At 68.4% G+C, this 20,801-nt stretch carries 20 protein-coding genes and 3 pseudogenes; 15 read left to right on the top strand and 8 right to left on the bottom strand.

Features of this window, described 5'->3' with window-relative positions:
* Positions 1-16 precede the first annotated feature (16 nt).
* From EF879_RS27250 to EF879_RS15540, 4 genes are all read left to right on the top strand, one after another.
* Positions 17-733 carry a HEAT repeat domain-containing protein gene (locus EF879_RS27250; protein WP_233604486.1) on the top strand — a complete coding sequence of 239 codons (717 nt, stop codon included), beginning with the start codon at positions 17-19 and terminating at the stop codon, positions 731-733.
* Positions 734-801: 68 nt separating this feature from the next.
* Positions 802-1,269 (top strand): transposase, encoded by a 468-nt coding sequence (locus EF879_RS15530; protein WP_123559139.1) that lies wholly within the window; start codon positions 802-804, stop codon positions 1,267-1,269.
* Between the two features lie 1,466 nt (positions 1,270-2,735).
* Positions 2,736-3,560, top strand: a complete 825-nt coding sequence (locus tag EF879_RS15535) for a phosphodiester glycosidase family protein (protein ID WP_148086451.1) — start codon at positions 2,736-2,738, stop codon at positions 3,558-3,560.
* Between the two features lie 18 nt (positions 3,561-3,578).
* Positions 3,579-4,283 carry a phosphodiester glycosidase family protein gene (locus EF879_RS15540; protein ID WP_199736441.1) on the top strand — a complete coding sequence of 235 codons (705 nt, stop codon included), beginning with the start codon at positions 3,579-3,581 and terminating at the stop codon, positions 4,281-4,283.
* Between the two features lie 199 nt (positions 4,284-4,482).
* On the opposite strand, the gene EF879_RS15545 is transcribed toward EF879_RS15540, so the two are convergent.
* On the bottom strand, positions 4,483-5,625 hold the full coding sequence (locus EF879_RS15545; RefSeq protein WP_123559142.1) for a hypothetical protein: 1,143 nt from the start codon (positions 5,623-5,625) through the stop codon (positions 4,483-4,485).
* Between the two features lie 457 nt (positions 5,626-6,082).
* Here EF879_RS15545 and EF879_RS15550 point away from each other — a divergent pair.
* A pseudogene (locus EF879_RS15550) lies at positions 6,083-6,253 on the top strand (GntR family transcriptional regulator); the annotation flags it as partial.
* Between the two features lie 69 nt (positions 6,254-6,322).
* Here the strand turns inward: EF879_RS15550 and EF879_RS15555 are convergent.
* Positions 6,323-6,705 (bottom strand): annotated as a pseudogene (locus EF879_RS15555) (hypothetical protein); the annotation flags it as partial.
* A gap of 243 nt (positions 6,706-6,948) precedes the next feature.
* On the opposite strand from EF879_RS15555, the gene EF879_RS15560 reads away from it, so the two are divergent.
* Positions 6,949-9,651 (top strand): NACHT domain-containing NTPase, encoded by a 2,703-nt coding sequence (locus EF879_RS15560; RefSeq protein WP_148086452.1) that lies wholly within the window; start codon positions 6,949-6,951, stop codon positions 9,649-9,651.
* A gap of 537 nt (positions 9,652-10,188) precedes the next feature.
* On the opposite strand, the gene EF879_RS15565 is transcribed toward EF879_RS15560, so the two are convergent.
* Complete coding sequence (locus EF879_RS15565; RefSeq protein WP_123559146.1) at positions 10,189-11,049, bottom strand: helix-turn-helix transcriptional regulator; 861 nt, start codon at positions 11,047-11,049, stop codon at positions 10,189-10,191.
* A gap of 127 nt (positions 11,050-11,176) precedes the next feature.
* On the opposite strand from EF879_RS15565, the gene EF879_RS15570 reads away from it, so the two are divergent.
* The 6 genes from EF879_RS15570 (at position 11,177) to EF879_RS15595 (ending at position 16,534) form a co-directional block, all read left to right on the top strand.
* Positions 11,177-12,172 carry an aldo/keto reductase gene (locus tag EF879_RS15570; protein WP_123559148.1) on the top strand — a complete coding sequence of 332 codons (996 nt, stop codon included), beginning with the start codon at positions 11,177-11,179 and terminating at the stop codon, positions 12,170-12,172.
* 86 nt (positions 12,173-12,258) lie between these two features.
* Positions 12,259-13,299: a sensor histidine kinase gene (locus tag EF879_RS15575; protein ID WP_148086453.1), complete on the top strand. Its 1,041-nt coding sequence runs from the start codon at positions 12,259-12,261 to the stop codon at positions 13,297-13,299.
* 135 nt (positions 13,300-13,434) lie between these two features.
* Positions 13,435-14,235, top strand: a complete 801-nt coding sequence (locus tag EF879_RS15580) for an ABC transporter permease (protein ID WP_123559152.1) — start codon at positions 13,435-13,437, stop codon at positions 14,233-14,235.
* Positions 14,232-14,954 (top strand): ABC transporter, encoded by a 723-nt coding sequence (locus EF879_RS15585; protein WP_123559154.1) that lies wholly within the window; start codon positions 14,232-14,234, stop codon positions 14,952-14,954. Before EF879_RS15580 ends, EF879_RS15585 begins: the two co-directional genes overlap by 4 nt.
* A gap of 135 nt (positions 14,955-15,089) precedes the next feature.
* Positions 15,090-15,641 (top strand): SigE family RNA polymerase sigma factor, encoded by a 552-nt coding sequence (locus tag EF879_RS15590; protein WP_123559156.1) that lies wholly within the window; start codon positions 15,090-15,092, stop codon positions 15,639-15,641.
* Positions 15,641-16,534, top strand: coding sequence for a hypothetical protein (locus EF879_RS15595; RefSeq protein WP_148086454.1), 894 nt, complete (start codon positions 15,641-15,643; stop codon positions 16,532-16,534). The genes EF879_RS15590 and EF879_RS15595 overlap by 1 nt, the downstream gene beginning before the upstream one ends.
* 126 nt (positions 16,535-16,660) lie before the next feature.
* Here the strand turns inward: EF879_RS15595 and EF879_RS15600 are convergent, their stop codons facing one another.
* From EF879_RS15600 to EF879_RS15620, 5 genes are all read right to left on the bottom strand, one after another.
* Positions 16,661-17,041, bottom strand: coding sequence for a hypothetical protein (locus tag EF879_RS15600; protein ID WP_123559160.1), 381 nt, complete (start codon positions 17,039-17,041; stop codon positions 16,661-16,663).
* A 77-nt stretch (positions 17,042-17,118) separates the two neighbouring features.
* On the bottom strand, positions 17,119-17,400 hold the full coding sequence (locus EF879_RS15605; RefSeq protein ID WP_123559161.1) for a DivIVA domain-containing protein: 282 nt from the start codon (positions 17,398-17,400) through the stop codon (positions 17,119-17,121).
* On the bottom strand, positions 17,397-17,633 hold the full coding sequence (locus EF879_RS15610; RefSeq protein WP_233604487.1) for a hypothetical protein: 237 nt from the start codon (positions 17,631-17,633) through the stop codon (positions 17,397-17,399). The genes EF879_RS15605 and EF879_RS15610 overlap by 4 nt, the downstream gene beginning before the upstream one ends.
* Positions 17,634-17,780: 147 nt before the next feature.
* The gene (locus tag EF879_RS15615; protein WP_148086455.1) at positions 17,781-18,323 is read right to left on the bottom strand and encodes a hypothetical protein; all 543 of its coding nucleotides are present in this window, start codon (positions 18,321-18,323) and stop codon (positions 17,781-17,783) included.
* A gap of 284 nt (positions 18,324-18,607) precedes the next feature.
* On the bottom strand, positions 18,608-18,808 hold the full coding sequence (locus tag EF879_RS15620) for a hypothetical protein (RefSeq protein ID WP_123559165.1): 201 nt from the start codon (positions 18,806-18,808) through the stop codon (positions 18,608-18,610).
* A gap of 189 nt (positions 18,809-18,997) precedes the next feature.
* On the opposite strand from EF879_RS15620, the gene EF879_RS15625 reads away from it, so the two are divergent.
* The 3 genes and pseudogenes from EF879_RS15625 to EF879_RS15635 all read left to right on the top strand — a co-directional run bounded on the left by EF879_RS15625 (position 18,998) and on the right by EF879_RS15635 (position 19,965).
* Positions 18,998-19,231 (top strand): GntR family transcriptional regulator, encoded by a 234-nt coding sequence (locus EF879_RS15625; protein WP_123559167.1) that lies wholly within the window; start codon positions 18,998-19,000, stop codon positions 19,229-19,231.
* A gap of 233 nt (positions 19,232-19,464) precedes the next feature.
* Positions 19,465-19,677, top strand: a pseudogene (locus EF879_RS15630) (GntR family transcriptional regulator); the annotation flags it as partial.
* Positions 19,678-19,716: 39 nt separating this feature from the next.
* Positions 19,717-19,965 (top strand): GntR family transcriptional regulator, encoded by a 249-nt coding sequence (locus EF879_RS15635; RefSeq protein WP_233604501.1) that lies wholly within the window; start codon positions 19,717-19,719, stop codon positions 19,963-19,965.
* The last annotated feature ends 836 nt before the right edge of the window (positions 19,966-20,801 follow it).

A 20,801-nucleotide genomic window follows, 5' to 3' on the forward strand; every position in this document is an offset into this window, starting at 1 on the left:
GACGCGAGGGGCGAGAATGTCGCATATTGGGTTGCGACTGCGGTACGCAGCGGATGCTAACGAATTCGAAACCGGCGTAGCGGAAGCTGTTCGCGGAGGTGCCGCTGGTGACGAAGCATTGGCACGGGCGCTGCTGGCGGTTGGCGGTGATCGGCGTGTCACAATCGTCGCGGCGTTGGGTGAGGCTGAAGGGCCGTTTGGGGTCCCGGTTCTCAGATCGCTCGCACAAGAGAAACGCGAGGACGTCGACGTGCGGTGCGCCGGCCTGGTCGCCCTGAGTAAGAGGATCGGGGTCGAAGCGTCAGATGTGTTGGTCGACTGCTTGACTGACGAAAATGAGTCGGTCCGGCGCTACGCACTCAAATGTCTCGCTTGTGTGGGTGATGATCGTGGCTGGGCTCAGGTGTATGAGCTGCTTCGGGTCGCGTTGAGCGGGGCACCTCCGAGATTCCCCGACAGTCTAAGCTTCAAAACGCTTTCGCTTCAGTCGGAGAATCTTGCGGCGATCGGCTACTTGGCCCGTCATTTGACCACGCCGAATCGTCGAAGCGCGCTCGTAGATGTGGTTGTTGGTGGCTGGAATAAACTGTACTCCGCCGAGCAGCAATGGTTAGAGGAGTATTGTCGGTCTCTTACGCCAACGGGGCGACATGAACAAACGGAACTAGATGTCGGTTGGATAACATCGTGGCTGTGCCACCCGCTGATGTCAGCGCTTTATCAACATCACTGAGAGCGCGTCTTGGGGTGTGTGTCGCGCAGGGGTGCGGTCGGTGGGGGTTGCTGGTTCGGTGAGCGGGTGTGGACGGTGCCCGCCGCTATCCGTCCGGCCTGGCTGATGCCCTGTGGGAGATCGTCGAGCGGGTGCTGCCGTTGCCGCGGTGTATGGGCAGGCCGGAGAAACATTCCCGCTGTGTGGTCATCGACGCGATTCTGTACGTGCTGCGTACCAGGTGTTCGTGGCGGTATCTGCTGGGGGACTTCCCGTCCTGGCAGACGGTGTGCGGGCACTTTGGGCGACTCGACGAGCGGGGTGTGGTCGACCGGATGGTCGCCGAGTTGTGTGGGCGGGTCGGTCTGGCCCGCGGCCGCGTGTCGGAGCCCACCGCGGGGGTCATCGACTCGCAGGGTGTGCGGGCCGCCGACATCGTGCCCGCCGGCAGCTGCGGCTACGACGCGGGGAAGGAGATCAACGGACGGAGGCGGTTCGTCGTCACCGACTCCCTGGGGCTTGTGGTCGTGGTCTGGGTGGTTGCTGCCTGCTGGTAGAACCGTGACGGTGCGAGGGGTGCCCTGCTGGCCACGTATGGTTGCATGGTCGGATCGGGTCACGGTTTCGTCGGGTGCGGCCGCGCAGGCGGGCGCGGCGGACACCTGTGTGGGCTGGTTTCCCGCCTGGACCGTAAGAACGGGTGGACGTTTGCCGAGCATGCCGGGGACGTGTCACCGGACGGGATGCAGCGCCTGGTGCGGCGGGCGGACTTGGGGGCGTCGACGCGATCGGAGACGACGTACGGGACTATGTGGTCGAGCATCTCGGCGACCCCCACGGTGTGCTGGTCGTCGACGACACCGGCCTTTGTGAAGAGGGGCATCCGCTCGGCCGGCGGTGGCCCGACAGTACCCGGGCGCCGTCGGCCGGATCGAGAACTGCCGGGTGGGGGTCTTCCTGGCCTACCGGTCCGCCAAAAGGACACGCCGTAACCGACCGCCAGGTGCATCTGCCGGCGTCGTGGACCGACGACCGAAAGCGGTGCCCGGCGGCTGGCGTCCCCGATGCGGTGGCCTTCGCGACCGCGGTGGAGATCGCCCGCGGTCATGGTCGCCCGCGCCTTCGCGGCGGGGGTGCCGGTCGGCTGGGTGACGACGGGACGAGGCATACGGCCAGTCGACGACGCTACGGGCGTGGCTCGAGGAGCAGGACGCGTGCCGTACGTGGAGGCGACCCGTCGCAACGACGACCTGGCCACCACCGCCACGATGGGGCAGGCCCGCGCCGACGAGCTCATCGCCGCGCTACCCGCCCAAGTGTGGTGCCGCCTGTCCACGCGGTGCGGGTGCACACAGGACCCGCGAGTACTCGTTGGACCAGGACGGCGGTTCCGGTCACCCGCCCGCTGCACAACCCGGGCCCGGGGCACTGGCTGCCAACCCCAGCTGCGGTATCTCCACCGGGGAGATCGCCTACCACATCCTGGCACGGGATCCGGCCGCACCCACGGTCGACCTCACCCGCGTGGCCGGCACCCGCTGGGCAATCGAGGAATGCCTCCAACAGGCGAAGAACCAGGCCGGCCTTGACCAGTACCAGGCCAGCAACTGGCGGGCCCGGATGCGCCCAACACCGACACCCGGCGCGCGGCCCGGCCCGCCCGCTCGTGGTCGGTGGCGAGCTGCCGTATTCGCGCGGCCCGTTGTCGGAGCTGGCCGGTCAGCCGGTTCAACTCGTCCGGATCCCCGTACATCCGAACCCTCCAAGGTCCATCGGGGGTGGCGTGACGGGCGCGTACGGCGCTGTCCACCCGGACATCCCCTTGCTCTCTGTTCGCCTTTGCTCAACACAGCGTGGCGTGTCGGGGCAAGGTGGTCGGCCGACGATGGGTGGAGGCGGACGGGGTCGTCCCGGGAGTACGAAGGTTCTTGTCAGCGATCCACACCTAGATGACACTAATCTTCATTCCATGCACCTATATCTATCCCTTGGTCCCCGACGCGGCCCTGACGCGGGAGATGACATGAGACGACCAGCCGTTGCCGTCCTCCTCTCCGCACTGCTCGCCATCCCCGGCGTCGGCGTGCTCCCCACCCCCGTGGGTGCGGTCGTCACCGCACCCGACGTGGGCGTGTTCGCCACGACCTCACTCGCACCCGGTCTGACGCTCACCGACGCCACCATCAGCGGACCGAACCGGGTCACCATCCTCACCGCCAACCTCGCCGAGCCGACCCTCCAGCCGACGTACCTCAACCCGGGCACGGTGAGTGCGACCGCCACGCTCACCACCATGGCCAACCGGGTCGGGGCGGTCGCCGCCGTCAACGGTGACTTCTTCGACATCGGCGCGACCGGAGCGCCCCGCGGGATCGGCATCTCCGACGGCACGCTGATCCACGGCCCGGCGTCCGGGTGGAACAACGTGGCGGCGCTCTTCGCCAACGGGGCGGCGAGCCGGGGCGCGGTGACCCAGATCTTCCTCGACGCGACCGTCACCCTGCCCAACGGGACCCGGCTGACCGCCACCAACCTCAACTCGCCGGACATCGCGGCGAACGGCATCGGCGTCTACAACCCGCTGTGGGGCGACCAGCCGCGCAGCCAGGTGCTCGACGGCGCCACCCGCGCCCGGGAAATCGAGATCACCAACGGCCGGGTGACCAGGGTGAGCACCACCCCCGGCGGCAAGGTGGCCAACGGGACCGTCGTCGTGCTCGGCGTCGGCACCGGCGCCGACGCCCTCGCCGGCATCGCGGTCGGCGACGCGGTCACGGTGAACTACGCCCCGCGTGGCGGCGGCGGCACGCCCCGGGTCGCCATCGGCGGCAACCTGGTGCTGCTCTAGGACGGCGTACCCACCACGGTGTCGCATCCGAAGAACCCGCGTACCGCGGTCGGCTTCTCCGCCGACGGGCTGACCATGTGGCTGGTCGTGGTGGACGGGCGCTCCACGACGAGCGTCGGCATGACGTACGTCGAACTGGCCAACTACATGAGGTCGCTCGGCGCCGACGACGCGATCAACCTCGACGGCGGCGGGTCGAGCACCCTGGTGGCCCGGATGCCCGGCGCCACCTCCGTCTCCGTGCGCAACACCCCGTCGGACGGCTCGCAGCGGGCCGTGCCGAACGGGCTCGGCTTCGTCTCCACCGCGCAGCCGTGGAGCACGACGATCGACAACACCACCCCCGGCCGGTTCACCGCCAGCGGCAACTGGGGCACCTCCAGCTACTCCGGCCAGCGGTACGGCACCGACTACCGGTTCGCCAACCCGGTGCTGGCCAGCGACCCCGCCTGGTACCGGGTGAACATCCCGGAGACCGGCAACTACCGGGTGGAGGTCTGGTATCCGGCCGACCCCGGCTACAACGACTCGACGCCGTTCATCGTGGCCACCACCAGCGGCAACCAGACGGTACGCGTGAACCAGCGCACCAACGGCGGCCGGTGGGTCTCGCTCGGGGTCTTCCACCTCGCCGCCGGCGACGGCGACAGGGTCGGGGTCAGCCGGTGGACCAGCGGCACCGGGTACGTCATCGCCGACGCGATCCGCGTCACCCGGGTCTGACCCGGGTCCGGTGTCCGCCGGCGGCGCCGACGCCGCCACGCGCCCCGGGGCGGAGTGACCGATCACGGCTGGTGCCGGAGGGCCGGCGTGCCGACTCCCCGGCACCAGCCTGCCGTCAGCGGTCGGGATCGGAGCGGCGTGGTGCGCCGAGCCGGTCCGGTCGAGGTTTTCCTCGACCGGACTGTGGTCGGACGATGCGTCAGGAGTTCCACTTGGCGACCGTGACGTTGGCGCCGTCGCGGATCAAGTTGGGTGAGCGCACCGTGTAGATGGAGCGTTGGAATGGTGGCGGGCTGATGGTCCAGTACAGCCACCACCACTGGTAGTTGTTGCACCATCCGACGTATATGACTGGGTATTCGGGGTCGGTTGCCAGGGCCAGCGCGGCTCCTGGTTGGGCCAGTCCGGGTGGGGTGAGGGGGGTGGGGGTGAGCCATCCGGATCCCAGGTTGGCGGCCACGGTGATGGCGCCGTTGGGGTCGGCGAAGAACACCGCCGCGTACCACGGGTCGGGCTTGGGGCCGTACGGGGTGGCGGCGAGTTCGGCGCCGGGGTTGATGACGCCGGCCGCGGAGATGGCCTGTGGCAGCCACGGCTCCGGATGCGGACCCAGGACGGTCTCCCAGAGGGTGCCGTCGTTGCCGGCGTAGACCACCCGTTTCTTGTTCCGGTCGGGATCGGGGTCGGACAGGACGGCCACGCCGCCGCCGGGTGGGGCCACGCCGGCTGGACTGATCGGGGTGGTGGTCCACGCCCCGGTCGCGATGTGCCCTGCCGAGTACAGTGCGCCGTCGAGGCCGACGAACACGACGTTCGGGCCTGTCGTGGGGTCCCAGCTGGCGGCGATGCTCGCGGTTGATGGTGCCAGCCCGGGCGGGGTTGACAGCCACGCGACCGGTCCGGGCTTGATCTGTGAGCCGAACAGCGCGGTGTAGACGCTGCCGTTTCTTCCGGGGAAGGAGACGTAAACGCCCTCGGGGGTGCTGATGGCGGAGATCTTGGTGCCGGGTGTCGCCACACCGCTCGGCCCGAAGAGGGTGAAGGTGAGGCCGGGCGCGTTGTACGCGGTCGTGCCCGCGACGATTCCACCGTGGGTGCCGATGAGGAACAGGGCGAGGTAGCCGCTTCCCTGGCGGATGGCGCTGATGCCGGCGCCGGGCGGGACCGTGACCGTGCCGTCGGCCAGGCTCAACTGGCCGTTCGGTGTTCCGGAGGCCTGGTAGATCCGTCCGTCGTTGGCGACCACGAATCCGGTCAGTGGTAGTGGTACGGCTTTGGCGGGGGTGGGGGTGGTGACGATCGGTGTCAGGGCGAGCAGGAGAGCCGCTGTCGCGGTCGACACCCGTCGCCGTGTTGATGCTGGGCTTGACATCGGGGGACCCCTAACGAGCGTCGTGGTCGGCGCGCGAGCCGACACCCCGCATATTGACATGCGTCGAATAATGATCTGAACTCTCGGAAGGAGGAATTGTGCCGATGTCGGTTCCTGCGGTTACGTGAAATCTGCTCCATCAACCGCTATCGAACGATCGGGACACCGGCGTACAAAGGCCGGGTCTGGCCACCAGGGGCCATGATCCGGGGTACGGGGGCAGCGGCCGGGAAGAGTGATCGGTCCGGCTGGTGACCCGATCGCGACCCGTCCCCGGTCACGCCCGCGACCCGCACCGCCCACCTGATGTTGGGTCTGGTTGGTTTCGGGCTTGCGGTCCTGGCCCGCGGCCTGGTCACGTCGCTGGCTGTCCTGGTCGTCCTTCGGGTGTTGGTGTCGGCAATGGTCGCCGGACGGTTCCCGCAGGTTGTCGGGTTGTTCCCGCACTGGGATCTTGCGGCCCGGAGACAAGCTGCCCACGACCGAGGAGCTTGCTGACCACTACCGGACATCACGCGGGACTGTCAGAAGGGCAGTCGAGGCGCTGATTGAGGCGGGCGTCCTGGAGGGCCGGCAGGGGGTAGGCGTCTTCGTTGCCGAGCGCTCCGGGCCGGGCAGGTGGCGGCCTGCCGGTGTACAACATTCCGTATGGCAAGCCGCTATGGAAGTGGTCGCGGGTCGGGTGGGGTGCCGTCGACGATGGCGATCTGGTTGAGGCGGCGTCGGCGTACCGACGCGAGGGCGAGCAGGGGACGGTGTCGATGACCCGGTGGGCAGCGGAGTGCGACACCCATTCAGCGGGTCGGTCTGGCGTATGGTCGGGTTCGCGCGCCAGTACGCGGCGACAAGCAGTAACCGATCGGCGAGGCCCAGGGACCACTGCCGGCCCGGCCGGCCGTCAGCGATCGCATCCCTGTCACGCTCGGCGACCAGCCGGACGAGGCGGCGGATCTGGGCGGGCTGCAGCCGGGTGAACGGGAAGATCCACTCCGGGTGAGCTCCGAGATCACCTGCACCCCACCGTCGCACCAGCAAAGGGTTACGAGACATTCCAAGTGTCTCAGGCTGAGCTAACCCCTTAGCGCGGGTCGTACCAACCGTCCTCCGAGGACATTCTATGTTATCCTCCAATTCATGACCCCAACTTGCCCTCAGTGGGCAGGATCTTGGCCCTGCAGGTGATCGACCGGCTGTCTCCATTACCACGATCAGCATGGTCGCAGTCGACGACTGGCAGCTAGGTCGACAGGTACAACCCCGCTCTGGCCAACACTATCTCTTAGTGGAGACAACGTGACTATTGCGGATCTTGTTGCCGCGCCAGAAAGCCGTCATGCGCCGCTCAAGACCTTAGCTCATGTCGAGTTTCAGCTGCGGGTGCTCGGCCTGCTATGCGCCGCCGCAGCTGGCGAGCCGACCAAGTTGACTACACCTGGATCCCTCGATTTGTGGTCACGCTTTATTGCACTGCATTGCAGTTTGCTGGGTTGTCCAACCTGCCGGTCTGCTGCCGTCGACGTCGCTGACAGCGTTGATGTCGAGATAGCTCCCGACATGTCGGTCCGTCAGGTACGCAACCAGGTCTTCCACGGCGGACCGGATCCGAAGGACATCGACCTCGATGCTCTCCAGCAGGTGGTCTTGGCCAATGCAGAGCGCATCGTGGCGATCTATGAGCATGGGCATGTCGCCCGGTTGGAGCCATTCTTCATCACGATCGGAGGCGAGCTCGCTGCCCTTGTCGACTACTCCGTGGGGTCCGCTACCTATTGGCCCCGCAGTGGACCAGCCACGGACGTCGCTCGACCGGAGATACTTGATGAACTACAGAAGCGCGCACCGCAGTCTGGCGACCGGCTGCTAGAGAGCTTCGCGCAGGACATCCAGAGGGATCTCCGCGGTTTCGCTGAGCGAGACTCGATCGACATTCTCGTTGTTCCTTCTCGACCTATTGTGGTGCGCTGGGACTTGCGTACCTCCGACGGCACGACTACACGTATCGACAGATTTGAACTAGACGTCGACCATGCCCGGATTTGGCAGTCGGAGTCAGGTCGAAAGCCGTACAAGGCGTTCCTGGCAGATATCTGCAACTGGAAGCTGCTCAAAGAACGACTTCTCGAAGAGCTTGAGGAGCAGGTCGAGCTGGAAAGCAAAATTAGCGAGGAGCTGTTTCCAGATATCAAGCGGAATGTCCCGAACGTTCCCGCCCACGTCCGAGTCGCTGACAGCTCATTCGGTTCTGGCGGCGACATCACCATCGCCCAGGCGTGTGAGCGGATTATCGCTCGAGCCGGCGTTTACAGCTCGTGCACGAACCTCATCATATTGACTGGCGAGGCTGGGTCAGGAAAAACTCACAGCCTTCTTCAGTTTGCTCGAGAGTCACTTTCTCAAAGCGGTGATCTTGATCCGATCGCTATCTACATATCCTCGAGCGGGGTCAGTGCAAACAGTCTCGACACGCTTCTTGACGCCCGCATGGCCCGTACGCGGATTCTCGACAAGAGTTCCGTGCTGGCGTTGTGCCGCGCAGGTCTTGCGATTTTGGTGATCGATGGCTTCGACGAGCTACTCGGATTCCGCACGTACGACAACCCGCTGAGCGGTCTGAGGCCGATTTTGGATGCCTTGCGGGGGAAGGGAACGATTCTCTTGTCGGCGCGGTCGAGCTACTCCGAGGCCCGGCTCCGCCGGAACTTAGATCTGCACCCCACACTAAACTGGCCGCCGTACCCGGTGACGCTTGAGCTGCTGCCGTGGCGGCGGGAGCAACTGCAAAGGCTGACCAGTCAGCTGTCGGTCGAGGTGGCGGAGCAGGAGATGCCCTTGGAGATTCGGCAGTTGCTTACCACGCCCTTCTTTTGCCTCGCATTCGCTGCTTGGGCACGAGCCGGTAGAAATGGAGACTTCCTGCAGTTCGTGGTTGAGATCTATCTGCAGCGGGAACGACGCAAACTGGTGGGCCAAAAAGGTGAGCCGATTTTCGACTCGGACCAACTCGCCGACATTTTTTCCGAGGTGGCGGAGATGATCGCCCGTAACGCCGTACCGGAGATCTCTGAGGAAGACTTGGAGCTGGCAGCGTCACAGGCTCTGAACTGTGCCCTCAACAGGGAAGAGAAGCGCCGGCTGATCGCCTTGTGCGGGATGAGCGCTGAATGGGCTGAGGAGGAACTCTCGTTCCGGTTCACCCATCTCGCCATCGCCGAGCAGTTCCTTGCACGGCAGGTCGTTCGGCTGCCGCTCAACCAGGCTGTCTCCCTGTTGTTCACCGTTGCCATCTCCTCGCTTTGCGCCACGCTGATCGTCTCCATGTGGAGAGCCAAGCACGGTGGGTTGCCGACCGAGCTGATTGCGGCACTCCAAGAGAAGGTAAATGCGACGGAAACCTATGATGGAATACCCGGGGCCATCAGCCTTGGCGAGCTGTGGGCCAAGGTTTACGGGATTGCTGATGGTCCTCGCACCGTGCGACGTATAACTGTCGATGATTTGGAACTTGGTGGCTCCGGCCGCGTTGTCCTCGATGAGGCGCGCATCAAGAACCTGACCCTGGGGCCAGGCGTCGAACTTCTGCTGAAGTCCAGCACGGTAGCTCGACTGGATCTGTCGAAGTCATCGGGTGCCGCTCTGCTGAGAGACTCCTACAAGCAGATTCATGAGCTGCTGACACAGAGCGAGCTGGCGACTGGGCAACCGAGGATTAAGCACGTGCTCGGGCTAACCGACGACACGGCGGACAGCGCTATCGAGATCGACAACTACTTCAAGTCGAACATTGTGCTTGCCGGTGGACCGATCATTGTGAGCGCACGTGACTACGCTCCAGATGGCGATGGTCGGCTCAACTGGGTCTTGGAATATGGCATCGATGCTTGGCAGAGTTTTATCAACAGGATGCGGGAGGAAGGAAAGATCACACTGGAGAAGGTGAGCGCGAGTGGGCGTCCAAAGGTTCGACTCCGGCGGACGGAGAAGTTTGACGTCCGCTGAGGTGTTCTCGGCGATGACGCAAATAGGCCGGTGCAGCGGCGGGGACAACACCCTGAATCGGTGAGGCGACGGTGGCGTGTCGTAGCGGGTTCCAACGTCCGGTTAAGACTGTGAGCCGTGTTCGTCTTCCCGCGCAGGCTACGTAGCGGCTAATCGTTAATAGTCATCAGTCATCGGGTGCGAGGCGGTGGGTCGTTGGTAGGCGGCTTGAGCCGGGTATTGGTGCGGCGGTATGTGCCAGCCCAGCCATACGGACCGTATCAACGATGACTGGCGACATTGGTGTGTTCGTGGCGCCGACAGCTCCCGCGGTGCTGCCGGGTTACCAGGGCCAGCCGAGTGACCATCGGTGCGTTCATTGAGGGACAACTGTGTGAGATCTGCCGATGGCGCTGTACATGGCACATCTCGCTCTGGTCTGGGCGATCGACTCGTCGCATAGCGCCAGCCGAGTTGGTCGGCCTCCGCCGTCGGCATCGGGTCGACTCGGAATGACGCCGTACGACCTCAAGAAGGGCCGGTGTGGCCCGGCGGGCTTCACCGCACGGACGCGTCGGTGGTCTGCTCCGGAAACTCCTCGCTGCCGAGCACCCGCAGCAACTCCAGACGCTCGCGGGTTTCGGCGTCCGCCGGGGTGAACACCAACAGTTGCTGACCCTGGTCGGGCGTGACCAGGGTTTCGCAGTTCATCAGCAGGCAGCCCACCCGGGGGTGGAGGATGGTCTTGCGGTCGATGCGTCGGACACCCACCTCGTGTTCGGCCCAGAGCCGACGGAAGTCGGGGCTCACGGCCTGCAGCCGCTTCACGAGTCTGGTGACCGTGGGGTCGCCGGAGCGGCGGCCGGCGACCGCGCGCAGATCGGCCACGAACTGGCGGGAGTGGTGCTCCTGCTCCTCGGGCGGATGGACGGCGCGGGCGGCGGGCTCGGTGAACCACCGATACACGAGGTAGCGCCGGTCGCCGGTGAACCTGGTGTGGTCGCCGGCCAACAGGAGGGCCGCCCGGTTCTGGGCGAGGACCTCCCCGAGGTCGGACAGCACCATCGCCGGGGTGTCGCCGAGCAGGTCGAGCATGCGGATCAGGCCGGCGCGGGCCAGCCGGGCCACCCCGTCGGCGGGCGGTGGCCGGTGGCCCGCCAGGTGGAACAGGTAGTCGCGCTCGTCGTCGGAGAGGCGCAACGCCCGGGCCAGCGCGCCCAGCATCTGGATCGAGGGCTGGCTGCTGCGGCCCTGCTCAAGGCGTACGACGTAGTCGACCGACATGTTGGCGAGCATGGCCACCTCCTCCCGGCGCAGGCCGGCGGTGCGTCGGCGGGGCCCGTCGGCCAGACCCACCTCGGCTGGGCGGATCGCCATCCGGCGGCGGCGAAGGAAGTCGGCGAGCTGCTCACGCTGCACGCGTCCATGCTCCCGCACGGTCAGCGACCCGAGCCAGGGAGCGGTGCTCCCACGACGGCCGCTCCTCTCCCGCCGGGCCCGACGCCGGCACAGGGTGGAAGCGACGTCGACGACGGAGGAGAACGCGATGCAGACGAGGACCCTGGGCCGGGGCGGGCCGGCCGTTTCCGCGCTGGGCCTGGGCGCGATGGGCATGTCGGGTGTCTACGGGCCGGCCGACCGGGCGGAGAGCATCGCCACGGTGCACGCCGCCCTGGATGCCGGGATCACGCTGATCGACACCGGCGACTTCTACGCCATGGGGCACAACGAGCTGCTGCTCGCCGAGGCGCTGCGCGGCCGGAGGCGCGACAGCTACCTGCTCAGTGTCAAGTTCGGCCAGATGCGGGGGCCGCGCGGGGAGTTCGGCGGGCAGGACAGCCGTCCGGAGGCGGTGCGGAACTTTCTGGCGTACTCGCTGACCCGGCTCGGCACCGACTACATCGACATCTATCGCCCGGCGCGGCTGGACCCGACGGTGCCGATCGAGGAGACCGTGGGCGCGATCAGGGAGATGGTCGACGCCGGGTACGTCCGGTACATCGGTCTCTCGGAGGTCGACGCCGAGACGGTCCGCCGGGCGCACGCCGTGCACCCGATCGCCGACCTGCAGATCGAGTACTCGCTGTTGTCCCGCGCGGTGGAGGCGGAGGTACTGCCCACGCTGCGGGAGCTGGGCATCGGCCTGACCGCGTACGCGGTTCTCGGCCGTGGCCTCCTCTCCGGGCGCTGGACCGCCGGCCACGTGGCCGGGCCAACCGATTCCCGCGGCTTCAGCCCTCGGTTCGCCAGGGGGAACGTGGAGCACAACCTTGCCCTGGTGGAGGCGTTGCGTCGGGTCGCCGAGGCGAAGGGCTGCACCGTCGCCCAGATGGCCATCGCCTGGGTGGCCGCGCAGGGCAGCGACATCGTGCCGCTGGTCGGTTGCCGCACCCGTACGCAGTTGGCCGAGGCGGTTCCCGCCCTGGAGCTGAGCCTCAGCACGGACGACCTCGCCGAGATCGAGAAGGCGGTGCCGCCGGGTTCGGCGCGTGGCGACCGGTACCCGGCCGCGTTCATGGCCAGCCTCGGTGTGGGGAACTGAAGCCGGCACCCGGTGACGGGCCGGGCGGCCCCGGTGTCGGTGGTGTAGGAGTTGCCCTCCGGGTCGGCAAGACGGGCAGGGTGACCGTGCTGCGCAGAAGTCTCCTGGTCGCGGTCGCCGTGCTCGCCGTGCTGTGGGCGCCACCCATCATCACGGTCGGCGACGGGCCCCGGATCGGCGCCGGGATCGCGCTGGCCGCGCTGACCGGGGCCGCGCTGGTGCTCAACCGGCGCGCGCCGGTCGCGGCGACCGTGGCGGTCGCGGCCACGACCGTGCTGGGTATGGCCCTCGACGTCTGTCAGGACCCGATGCTGGCCACCTCCTGGTGTCTGTATCTGGTGGCGGTGGAACGCGGTCCGCACGTCCGGTCGCTGGTGACCGCGCTGGTCGGCGTGCTCGCCGTGCTCGCCCTGGTGACCGCGGTCTCGCCGGGCCTCGGCGCGCGGGTGGTGGTGGTCACGGCCGCGCTGTGCCTGGCGTGGCTGCTCGGCACCGCCGTGGGCGGGCGGATCATTTCCGAACGGGAGGCGGAGCGGGCGCGGGTGCAGATCAACCTGGCCCGTGAGGTGCACGACGTCGTGGGACACACCCTCGGGGTGATCGCGGCCGAGGCCGCGGTGACCCGGGGGCTGCCGGACGCGCGCGAGGCCGAGCTGCGCGAGACGCTCGCCGACATCGAGTCGCACGCCCGGGGCGCCCTCGAGGAGACGCAACGCCTGGTGCGTACCCTGCGGAACTCCGGACCGGCGCTGGACGAGCTACCCGCGATCATCGCCACCACCCGCGCCGCCGGGGTCTCCGTCGAGGCCCGACTGCGACCGCACGGCCCGGTCGACGCGGAGGTCGGCGCGGCGGTGACGCGGATCGCGCAGGAGGCGCTGAGTAACGTCGTACGGCACGCCCCGCGGGCCCGCTGCACGGTCGAGCTGTGGGAGACCGGAAAGACGATCGCCATCCGGGTACGCAACAGCCGCGCACCCGGGTCGGCGCCGGCCTCCGGCGGTACGGGATACGGCCTGCGCGGCATCCGGGAACGTGTCGCGGCCCTCGGCGGTACGGTGACGTGGGGCGATACCCCGGAGGGTGGCTTCGAGGTCGAGGCGCGGCTACCGATGCGGAGGGGCTGACCGTGGGGATCTCCGTCCTGCTCGCCGACGACGACGCGCGGTTCCGCGGGGTCTACCGCAAGCTGTTCGACCGCACCGAGGGTTGACGCTGGAGAGTGCCTTCTTCGCGCTCACCGCCGATCAGGGGCCGGGACGGTGACCGCGATGCTCGCCGCCGTCCGCGCGGAACTCACCAAGATCCTTACGCTCCGCGTCACGTGGATCGTCACCGGCGGCATCCTCGCCCTGCACCTGCTGGTCAACGTGGCGAACCTGGGACACTTCAGCACGGCGGTCGCCGGCATCACCCCCGATGGCCTGATCGAGCTGTTCGCCGGCCGGCCACGCCCGGCGCATCGGGCGATCGTCGACCTCCAGGTCGCCGCGTCACTCCAGATGGGCCTGTTCCTGCCCGGTCTGGCGGCGGTGCTGGCGGGCCAGGAGTTCCGGGCTCACCAGCTCGGACGGTCGCTGTTGGCCGTGCCACGCCGGGGCGTACTGATCACCGCGAAGACCGTCGCGGTCGCCGCGTACCTGCTGTTCGTGTCGGTGCTGATCGCGGGCATCAGCACCGCCGTCCTGTACGTCGCCGTCAGGGACTGGGATCCGGGGGTCGTCGTCAGCGGCGCCGCGCTGCTGGGGCAGGCGCGGTTCCTCGCCTTCGCCGTGCTGTGGGGCCTGGTCGGGTACGCCGTCACGCTGATCGCGCGCAGCACGCTGATCGGCGTCGTCGCCTCCGTGGCGCTCATCGCGGTCACGATGACCCAGGTGCTCGCCGGGCTCGCGCCGGCACTCGACGCGCTGTTTCCGCTCAGCGCCGGGCGTAACCTGCTGCTCAACCCCGAGGAGAACCGGCTCACCGCCGGCCCGGCGCACGCCCTCGCGGTGTTGCTGCTGTGGCCGCTGCTCACCGTCGCGGTCGCCGGACTGCTGCTGCACCGCAGGGACGCGCGGTGAAAGTCCTGCTGACCGCGGAACTGACCAAGATTCGTACGTTGCCGGCGACCTGGATCGCGCTGGCGCTCGCGACGGTCGCGAACACGGTGCTCGGCGTCGTCGCCGCCACCGACGCCGTCCGGATCGCCACCCGGGACGGCGCGGTGGCCGTCGACCAGTTCGGCACGCTGATGCTCGCCCCGGGGTACGTGTTCGTCGCGATCGCGGTCGCCGCGGCCGGCACCGAGTACCGCGGCGGCCAGCTTCGGGTCAGCCTGGCCGCCGCGCCGGACCGTACCCGATGGTTCTGTGCGAAGCTGGCCGCGACCGCCGTGGTCGCCCTCGTCGCCGCGATCCCCGCCGTGCTTCCCGGCCTGCTCGTCCAGCACGCCGCCGCGCCCGAGACGGACGTGGGCCGCACCGTCACGGACCTGCTCGCGCTGCTGACCGCCTACCTGCTGCTGAGCCTGGTCGGTCTCGGTTTCGCGGTCCTGGCCCGCGGGCTCGTCACGCCGCTGGCCGTCCTGGTCATCCTGCCGGTGCTGGTGTCGACGACGCTCGCCGGGCTGTTCCCGAGCGTCGTCAGGTTTCTCCCGCACGAGGCGACGCTCAGCTTCCTCGGCCGCGCCGCCAACCCGCCGACCAGCCTGGAGCGGGGAGCCGGACTGCTGGTGCTCACCGGCTGGGCGCTGCTGTTCGTCGGCGTTGCCTGGGCCCTGATCGTCCGCCGCGACAGTTGAGCGGAGAAGGGGGCCCCGCAGTTCCTCGCATCGACAAAGGTCGCCGGGACGCCGTCCCACCCCGGCGACACTCCCGCGCAACCTTTTCAGGCCCGGGATTCGTACGTCGGTGAGACACGAACGAAGGGCTGGTCAATGCCGGAACCGGAAAGTTTTGACGACTTCGTCCGCGCCTGCTCCCACCGGCTGTACCGGGTCGGATACCTGCTCACGGGCGGCGACCGGGCCCAGGCGGAGGATCTGGTCGCCGACGTGCTGGCCCGGGTCTATCTGGCCTGGGACCGAATACGCGCCGGCGACGGCTACGGGTACGCCCGGCGCACCATGGTCAATCTGCACACCGACTGGTGGCGTGGGCTGCGACGCAAACGCGAAACGCTCAGCGCCGTCGTACCGGACGTTGCCGACGGCACGGACCACGGTGGCCGGCTCGCCCAGCAGGACAGCGTGATGCGTGCGCTGCGGCAGCTCACCCGCCGGGAACGGGCCGTGGTGGTGCTGCGCTACTTCCTCGACCTCACCGAGCAGGACACCGCCGCCGAGCTGGGCGTGTCGCTCGGCACGGTGAAGAGCACCAATGCGCGCGCACTCGCCAAGCTGCGCGTCTCTCCGGATCTCGTCGAGCCGTCGAGGTCAACCGATCTGCCGTCGTGGGCGGGAGCCCCGACCCGACCCCGGGAGTCCTGATGCGAGACATCCACGAGCTACGCCACGCGCTGAAGGCCGAAACCACGGATCTGGCCGTCCACATCTCGCCGGACCTGGTGCGGCACCGTGCCCGCCGGATCCGGATCCGGCAGCGGACCGTGGCCGCCGCGGCCGTGGTGGCCGTCGCGGCCGGCGCCGTCACCACGGTCACGTTGGCCAGCGGTGCGAGCCCGGCCTTCGAGGTCGCCGGGCCGCCACCGGCGAGTACGCCCCCCTGTCCGAGCCCGCAGGTCGGTCCGACGGGTGAGGTCAACGACGTCGGTCAGTTGGTCGACACCGGCGCCGTTCTCGACGCGGCGAACACGAACACGCGGTACGACGTGCTGATCGGCCTCGTCGGGACCAGGGAACCGCACAGCTTTGTCGTGGCGTTCCGCAACCAGAAGACCGGCACGGTCGACATGTGGGACACGACGCTGGTCTCGCGCGACCGGAACGGGGACCTGCCGGGGAAGCGGACCGGAGATCCGTCCCGTCAGTTCTTCAGCAGCCAACTCGCACTCGGGCCGGACGAGGTCCTCGACGTCGGCTTCTACACCAGGACGGCACACCGCATCACGGTCACGTCCGAGGGAGACACGACCGACGCCGCGACCTCCCGAGACACCGCCACCGGCTGGACCCTCTTCTGGGCCCAGCGCCGGGCCACCCCGCTGCCGCCGGAGCGTCACACGGTCCCGGAGTTCTACCAGGGCCCGGAACAGGTGACACTCACGGCGTACGACGCCGACGGGCGGCCCCAGCACACCGTCACCGGCGGCCCCGGCGTCGGCGGCAGTGTGCATAACCCGAGGGACGCATCGCCGGTCGGTCCGACCAGTCCACCCGCCACCCCGGACCCGACCTGCCCGTCCCCGGGGGCACCGAGGTAACAGCGAGAGGTAGCAGCGAGAGGCGTTCCGCAACGCGGAGCCCCGGGCCAGCCGTGGCGGCGGGTCCGGGGCTCCGCGCCGGTTTTCTCGATCATGGTGGGTGTGCGGGCTGGTACGCCGGCACGGTCAGCAGGGTGACGTGTCCTGCCGAGAGCTCGTGCTCGCCGTGCCGTGGGCGCCGTCCACCATCGGGGTGGCCTCGGCGGTGTCTCGCCACCGCTGAAGGAGGGCCGCCACCGCGAACACGGCGTCCGGTGCCCGGCCCCGGGCCTCGGTGATGGCCTCGAACTCGGTCATGAGCCGGTCGACGTCGGACTCGGGCAGGGACTCGGCCCAGGACTGCGTGCCGACCACGATCCGACGCACCGTCTTCAGGGAGCCGAAGTGGAGCAGGATCATCAGCAGTCGCGCGGCGACCTCGACCATGGTCTCCGAGGCATCCAGACCGTAGGTCTCCGGCGCGCCGCGGTTACGTGACTGCCCGTGGTCAGCGGTCAGCCTGCCCATGGTCGACCTCCTCGTGGGTGTGGGTGCGTCGCTGAGGTGCTTCGTCGTCATCCGGCGGTGCGCCGGGCGGTGGCCGGTCACCAGGGGCCACGGTTGGGGGAGCGGGGCGGGGCGGGCCGGCGTTCCGGCTCGTTGAGGTGGCAGCGGGCGTGCCGGGTCTGCCACTGGCGCAGGCCCTGGCGGATGCGTTCGGCCTCGGTGTGGGCGATCGACTCCTCGCGAAGCACCCGGTCGAGTTCGTCGGCGACCTGGTGCAGGTAGGCGTACACCTCGTCGGGGTCGAGGCCGCGGCGCCGGTGGCCGAAGGTCTTGGCGCGGATCTGGTAGGGGCGGATCCGCTGCCCGGTGCGATAGATCATGCGCGGTCTCCGATCAGTGCGGTGATCTCGGCGTCGGTGTGGCCCCGGGCGAGCAGGACCCGGTGGCCCCAGGAGTAGAGCCGGCACGGGTGGGCGGCGCCGTCGTGCCGGCAGCGCAGGCCGCCGTCCGCCGCCGGGTGTGGGGCGTGCCGGCGCAGCGCGCGTACGGCGAATTCCTCGTCCTCGGCCGTGACGTACGGCGGCAGCGGCAGCTCGTCGAGTCCCTGGTCCACGTGGTTCCTCCGGGCGAGAAGGGGGCACCGAGGCGGGCGGGGTCGCCCGTCGACCGCCCGGGAGGTCGGCGGACGGTGGCCCGGCACCCGCCCCGGGCCGCATGGGCTCCCGGCCGCCGCAAGGGGTACGGCGGCCGGGAGAGTCGGTCAGCTGGACCTGCCCAGCACCCGGTCGGCGTACGACCCCAGGGCGCCGGCCGCCTCGGTCACGCTGTCGGCGAGCAGGCCGAGGTGTTCGATTGCCCGCGCCCAGTCCCGGGTCACCTCCGCGACGTCCAGTTCCGGGCCGGTGGCGTCGTGGAGCTGCTGTTCGGCGGCGCGGAGCCGCTGGGGGAGCGCGGTGATCCGCTCGGCCGCCTCGGCGAACTGGCTGCGGGAGACGTTCAGTGAGCCGACGACCCGGCCGATGCTCGTCACGTCGCCGCCGCCGATCTGGTCGCGAAGCTGCGCCAGCCCGCCGCCGATGAGCTGTTCGACGCTGCTGGCCAGGTCGAGCGCCTCCTCGCCGCAGCGGCGCGCCCGGCGCAGCTCGGGGTGCATCGAGCCTTCGCTGGTCCGCTCCAGCAGCACGGACGCGGTCGCCAGCAGTAGCCACGCGTCGCGTAGCTCGCCCGAGACCTGTTCCGCCGTCCAGGCCGCAGCCGCCGGGCCGGTTGGGGTGTCTGTCGTCGCCGCTTCCGGCACCGTCACGCCGGTCTCCTTCCGTTGGGGGTGTGGGGGTGTGGTGTCGGGGCGGCCCGCCGCCGGCCGGACCGGGGTAGGGCTGCTGCCTGGCGGCTGCGGGCCGCCCCGACGTGTCCCGGGCCGGACATCCCGGGAGTCGAGCCGCCGCCCGCTTGCCGACGGGGGACGCTCGACGTCTGTGGTGCCGTCGCCGCCGGCCGGGCCGGCCGGCGGCGCGACGCTGCCGACGTCACGGTCGGCGGGTGCCCCGCGGGGCACCGGGAACAGGGGAAACTCCTGGCGGGCGAACATCACCACCAGCCCCGGTTACGCCGGTCGAGCGGGCCGGCGGGGTAGCGGTCGGTCCGCTGGTTGGCGGCGAGCGCCGCCCGCCGCTCCTCGGGCCGCTCGTAGACGAGCGCGCCGTCGCACCGCGAGGTCTCGACCAACGCGGGTACGTCGTCCGCCCCGACCCACCGCTGCCGCTGACCGGGTACGTCACCATCGGGCAACGCCGCACCTGGTCGAGGCGGGTCGACCACGCCCCGCCGCCGACACCGAAACCACCGCCACCGCCCAGCCATCTCTCTCCCGTCCCACACCTGACCGACGACGGTGAGAGCCTATCAAACCTATACGACCTGTAAATAGAGACGAGGGATGCTTTAGACGCTCGATCATCTAGGTGCTTTCCTGAACTCATGCCGTACGCCCAGCCGCTCTGGCGCCAGATCAGGGATGACCTGCGCGCGAAGATCCGGGCTGGCATCTACCCGCCCGGCAGCAAGCTCCCCTCCGTCCGACTCCTGGCTGAGGAGTACGACACGAGTCACATGACCGTCCGGCGGGCCGTCGACTCCATGATCGAGTTGGGAGAGCTGGTCGGCCGGATGGGCATCGGGATCTTCGTCGCCGAGGATCAGGACGAGTCCTGACGTCGGCAGCCCACGGGGGTCTGCCTGGTGGCGAGCCAGGATGTGCAGGAGCTGCTGGATGTCTCCTGCCTGCCGTGGCTGCCAGCTCGCAGCTCCCTCCCATACCTGGCGGGCGATCTTGGCGGTTGGGTTCGACCGGTTCGTTCCGTAGCACTCGTGCCCGACGACGGGTGTGACAGGCTTGCCGGAAGCGAGCAGCGAAACCTGTTGCCCGTCCGTGGTGGACTCGCCGCATGGCGTCCTACGTGCCGCTCTGGCGGCGGATACGGCAGGAGCTCTGGGCCAAGATCGATGCTGGGATCTTGCGGCCTGGAGACAAGCTGCCCACGACCGAGGAGCTTGCTGACCACTACCAGACATCACGCGGGACTGTCAGAAGAGCGGTCGAGGTGCTGATCGAGGCGGGCATCCTGAAGGGCCGGCAGGGGGTAGGAGTCTTCGTTGCCGAGAGCTCCGGGCCGGGCAGGTGGCGGCTTGCCAATCCGGTGCACAACATTCGGTATGGCAAGCCGCTGTGGAGGTCGATCCGCGATGATCTCCGTGCCCAGATCAATGTCGGTCTGCTCAAGCCAGGGCAGAAGCTCCCGACGACACGTGAGCTGATGGCTCAGTACTCGACCACCTCGCCGACTGTCCGGCGAGCGGTCGACTCGATGATCGAGGCTGGTGAACTTGTCGGCAGGCAAGGTCTCGGAGTCTTCGTGGCCGCCGAAGACGAGCAACAGACACGATGACCGACTGGCTGGGGCAGCCGCCGGCGATGAGGCGGATCACGCCCTCTTGGCATCCGAGATGCTCTCTCGGTGCTCTTGATAGAGACTCCTAGTATTGGCTGCTGGAGGGACATACCCGATACCATGGCATCGGCTGGGGTTGCCGCTTGCGGCAACTGCTTTGTACTCGCAACTTCCCGGGCCAAACCACGCTGTACGGCGTGGTAACGGAACGCCACCGGGGGCAAAAGTACCCGGATTCGGCCCACCACCCAACTCCATACTTCGTCTTTGGTGGTCGATCAGTGCCCGTGCGAGGCCAGCCATCCCACCTCTGGTTCGGCGTGCCTAGTGCGCTCCAGAAAGAGGTGCCCTATGAATCTCGCCATTGCGGTGCTGGCCGGCATGATGGCGATGATGACTCTACTGTTCTGCGTGGTAGCTGGGGTGGCAGCAGTTCACCCGGATCGATCTCGCCGCGCCGATGCCGTCCGTGTCCTACGAGAGATCACCTCCTTGATGCGCGTCCTGCTCCGCGTACGTTGACGCCGCCGAAGTTCGGTGTCGCCAGGGAACCTGGCGGCGCTAACCTTCCCCAAGTACTGCAACGGCAGTATCAGGGGTAGCTGTCCTTCCCAAGGCGGAAGTGCTCGGCGTCGGTTAGCGGCGGCCTTGGCAATCAGTTCGCAGCTTCGTCGGGGCGGTGGAGTCGATCCGTTTCGGTATAAGCTGCAGGAATGAGCGTCGATTTTTCCGGGGTTCTTCAAGGGCTTATGCGGAACCGCCGGCTGTCGGTAATGGCAGTCAGCCGCGCCTCGAGGCTGTCCGAATCGACCATAAGGCAGCTGCTCATGAGT

The organism is Micromonospora sp. HM5-17, assembly GCF_003762835.1.
Classification (GTDB): Bacteria; Actinomycetota; Actinomycetes; order Mycobacteriales; family Micromonosporaceae; genus Plantactinospora.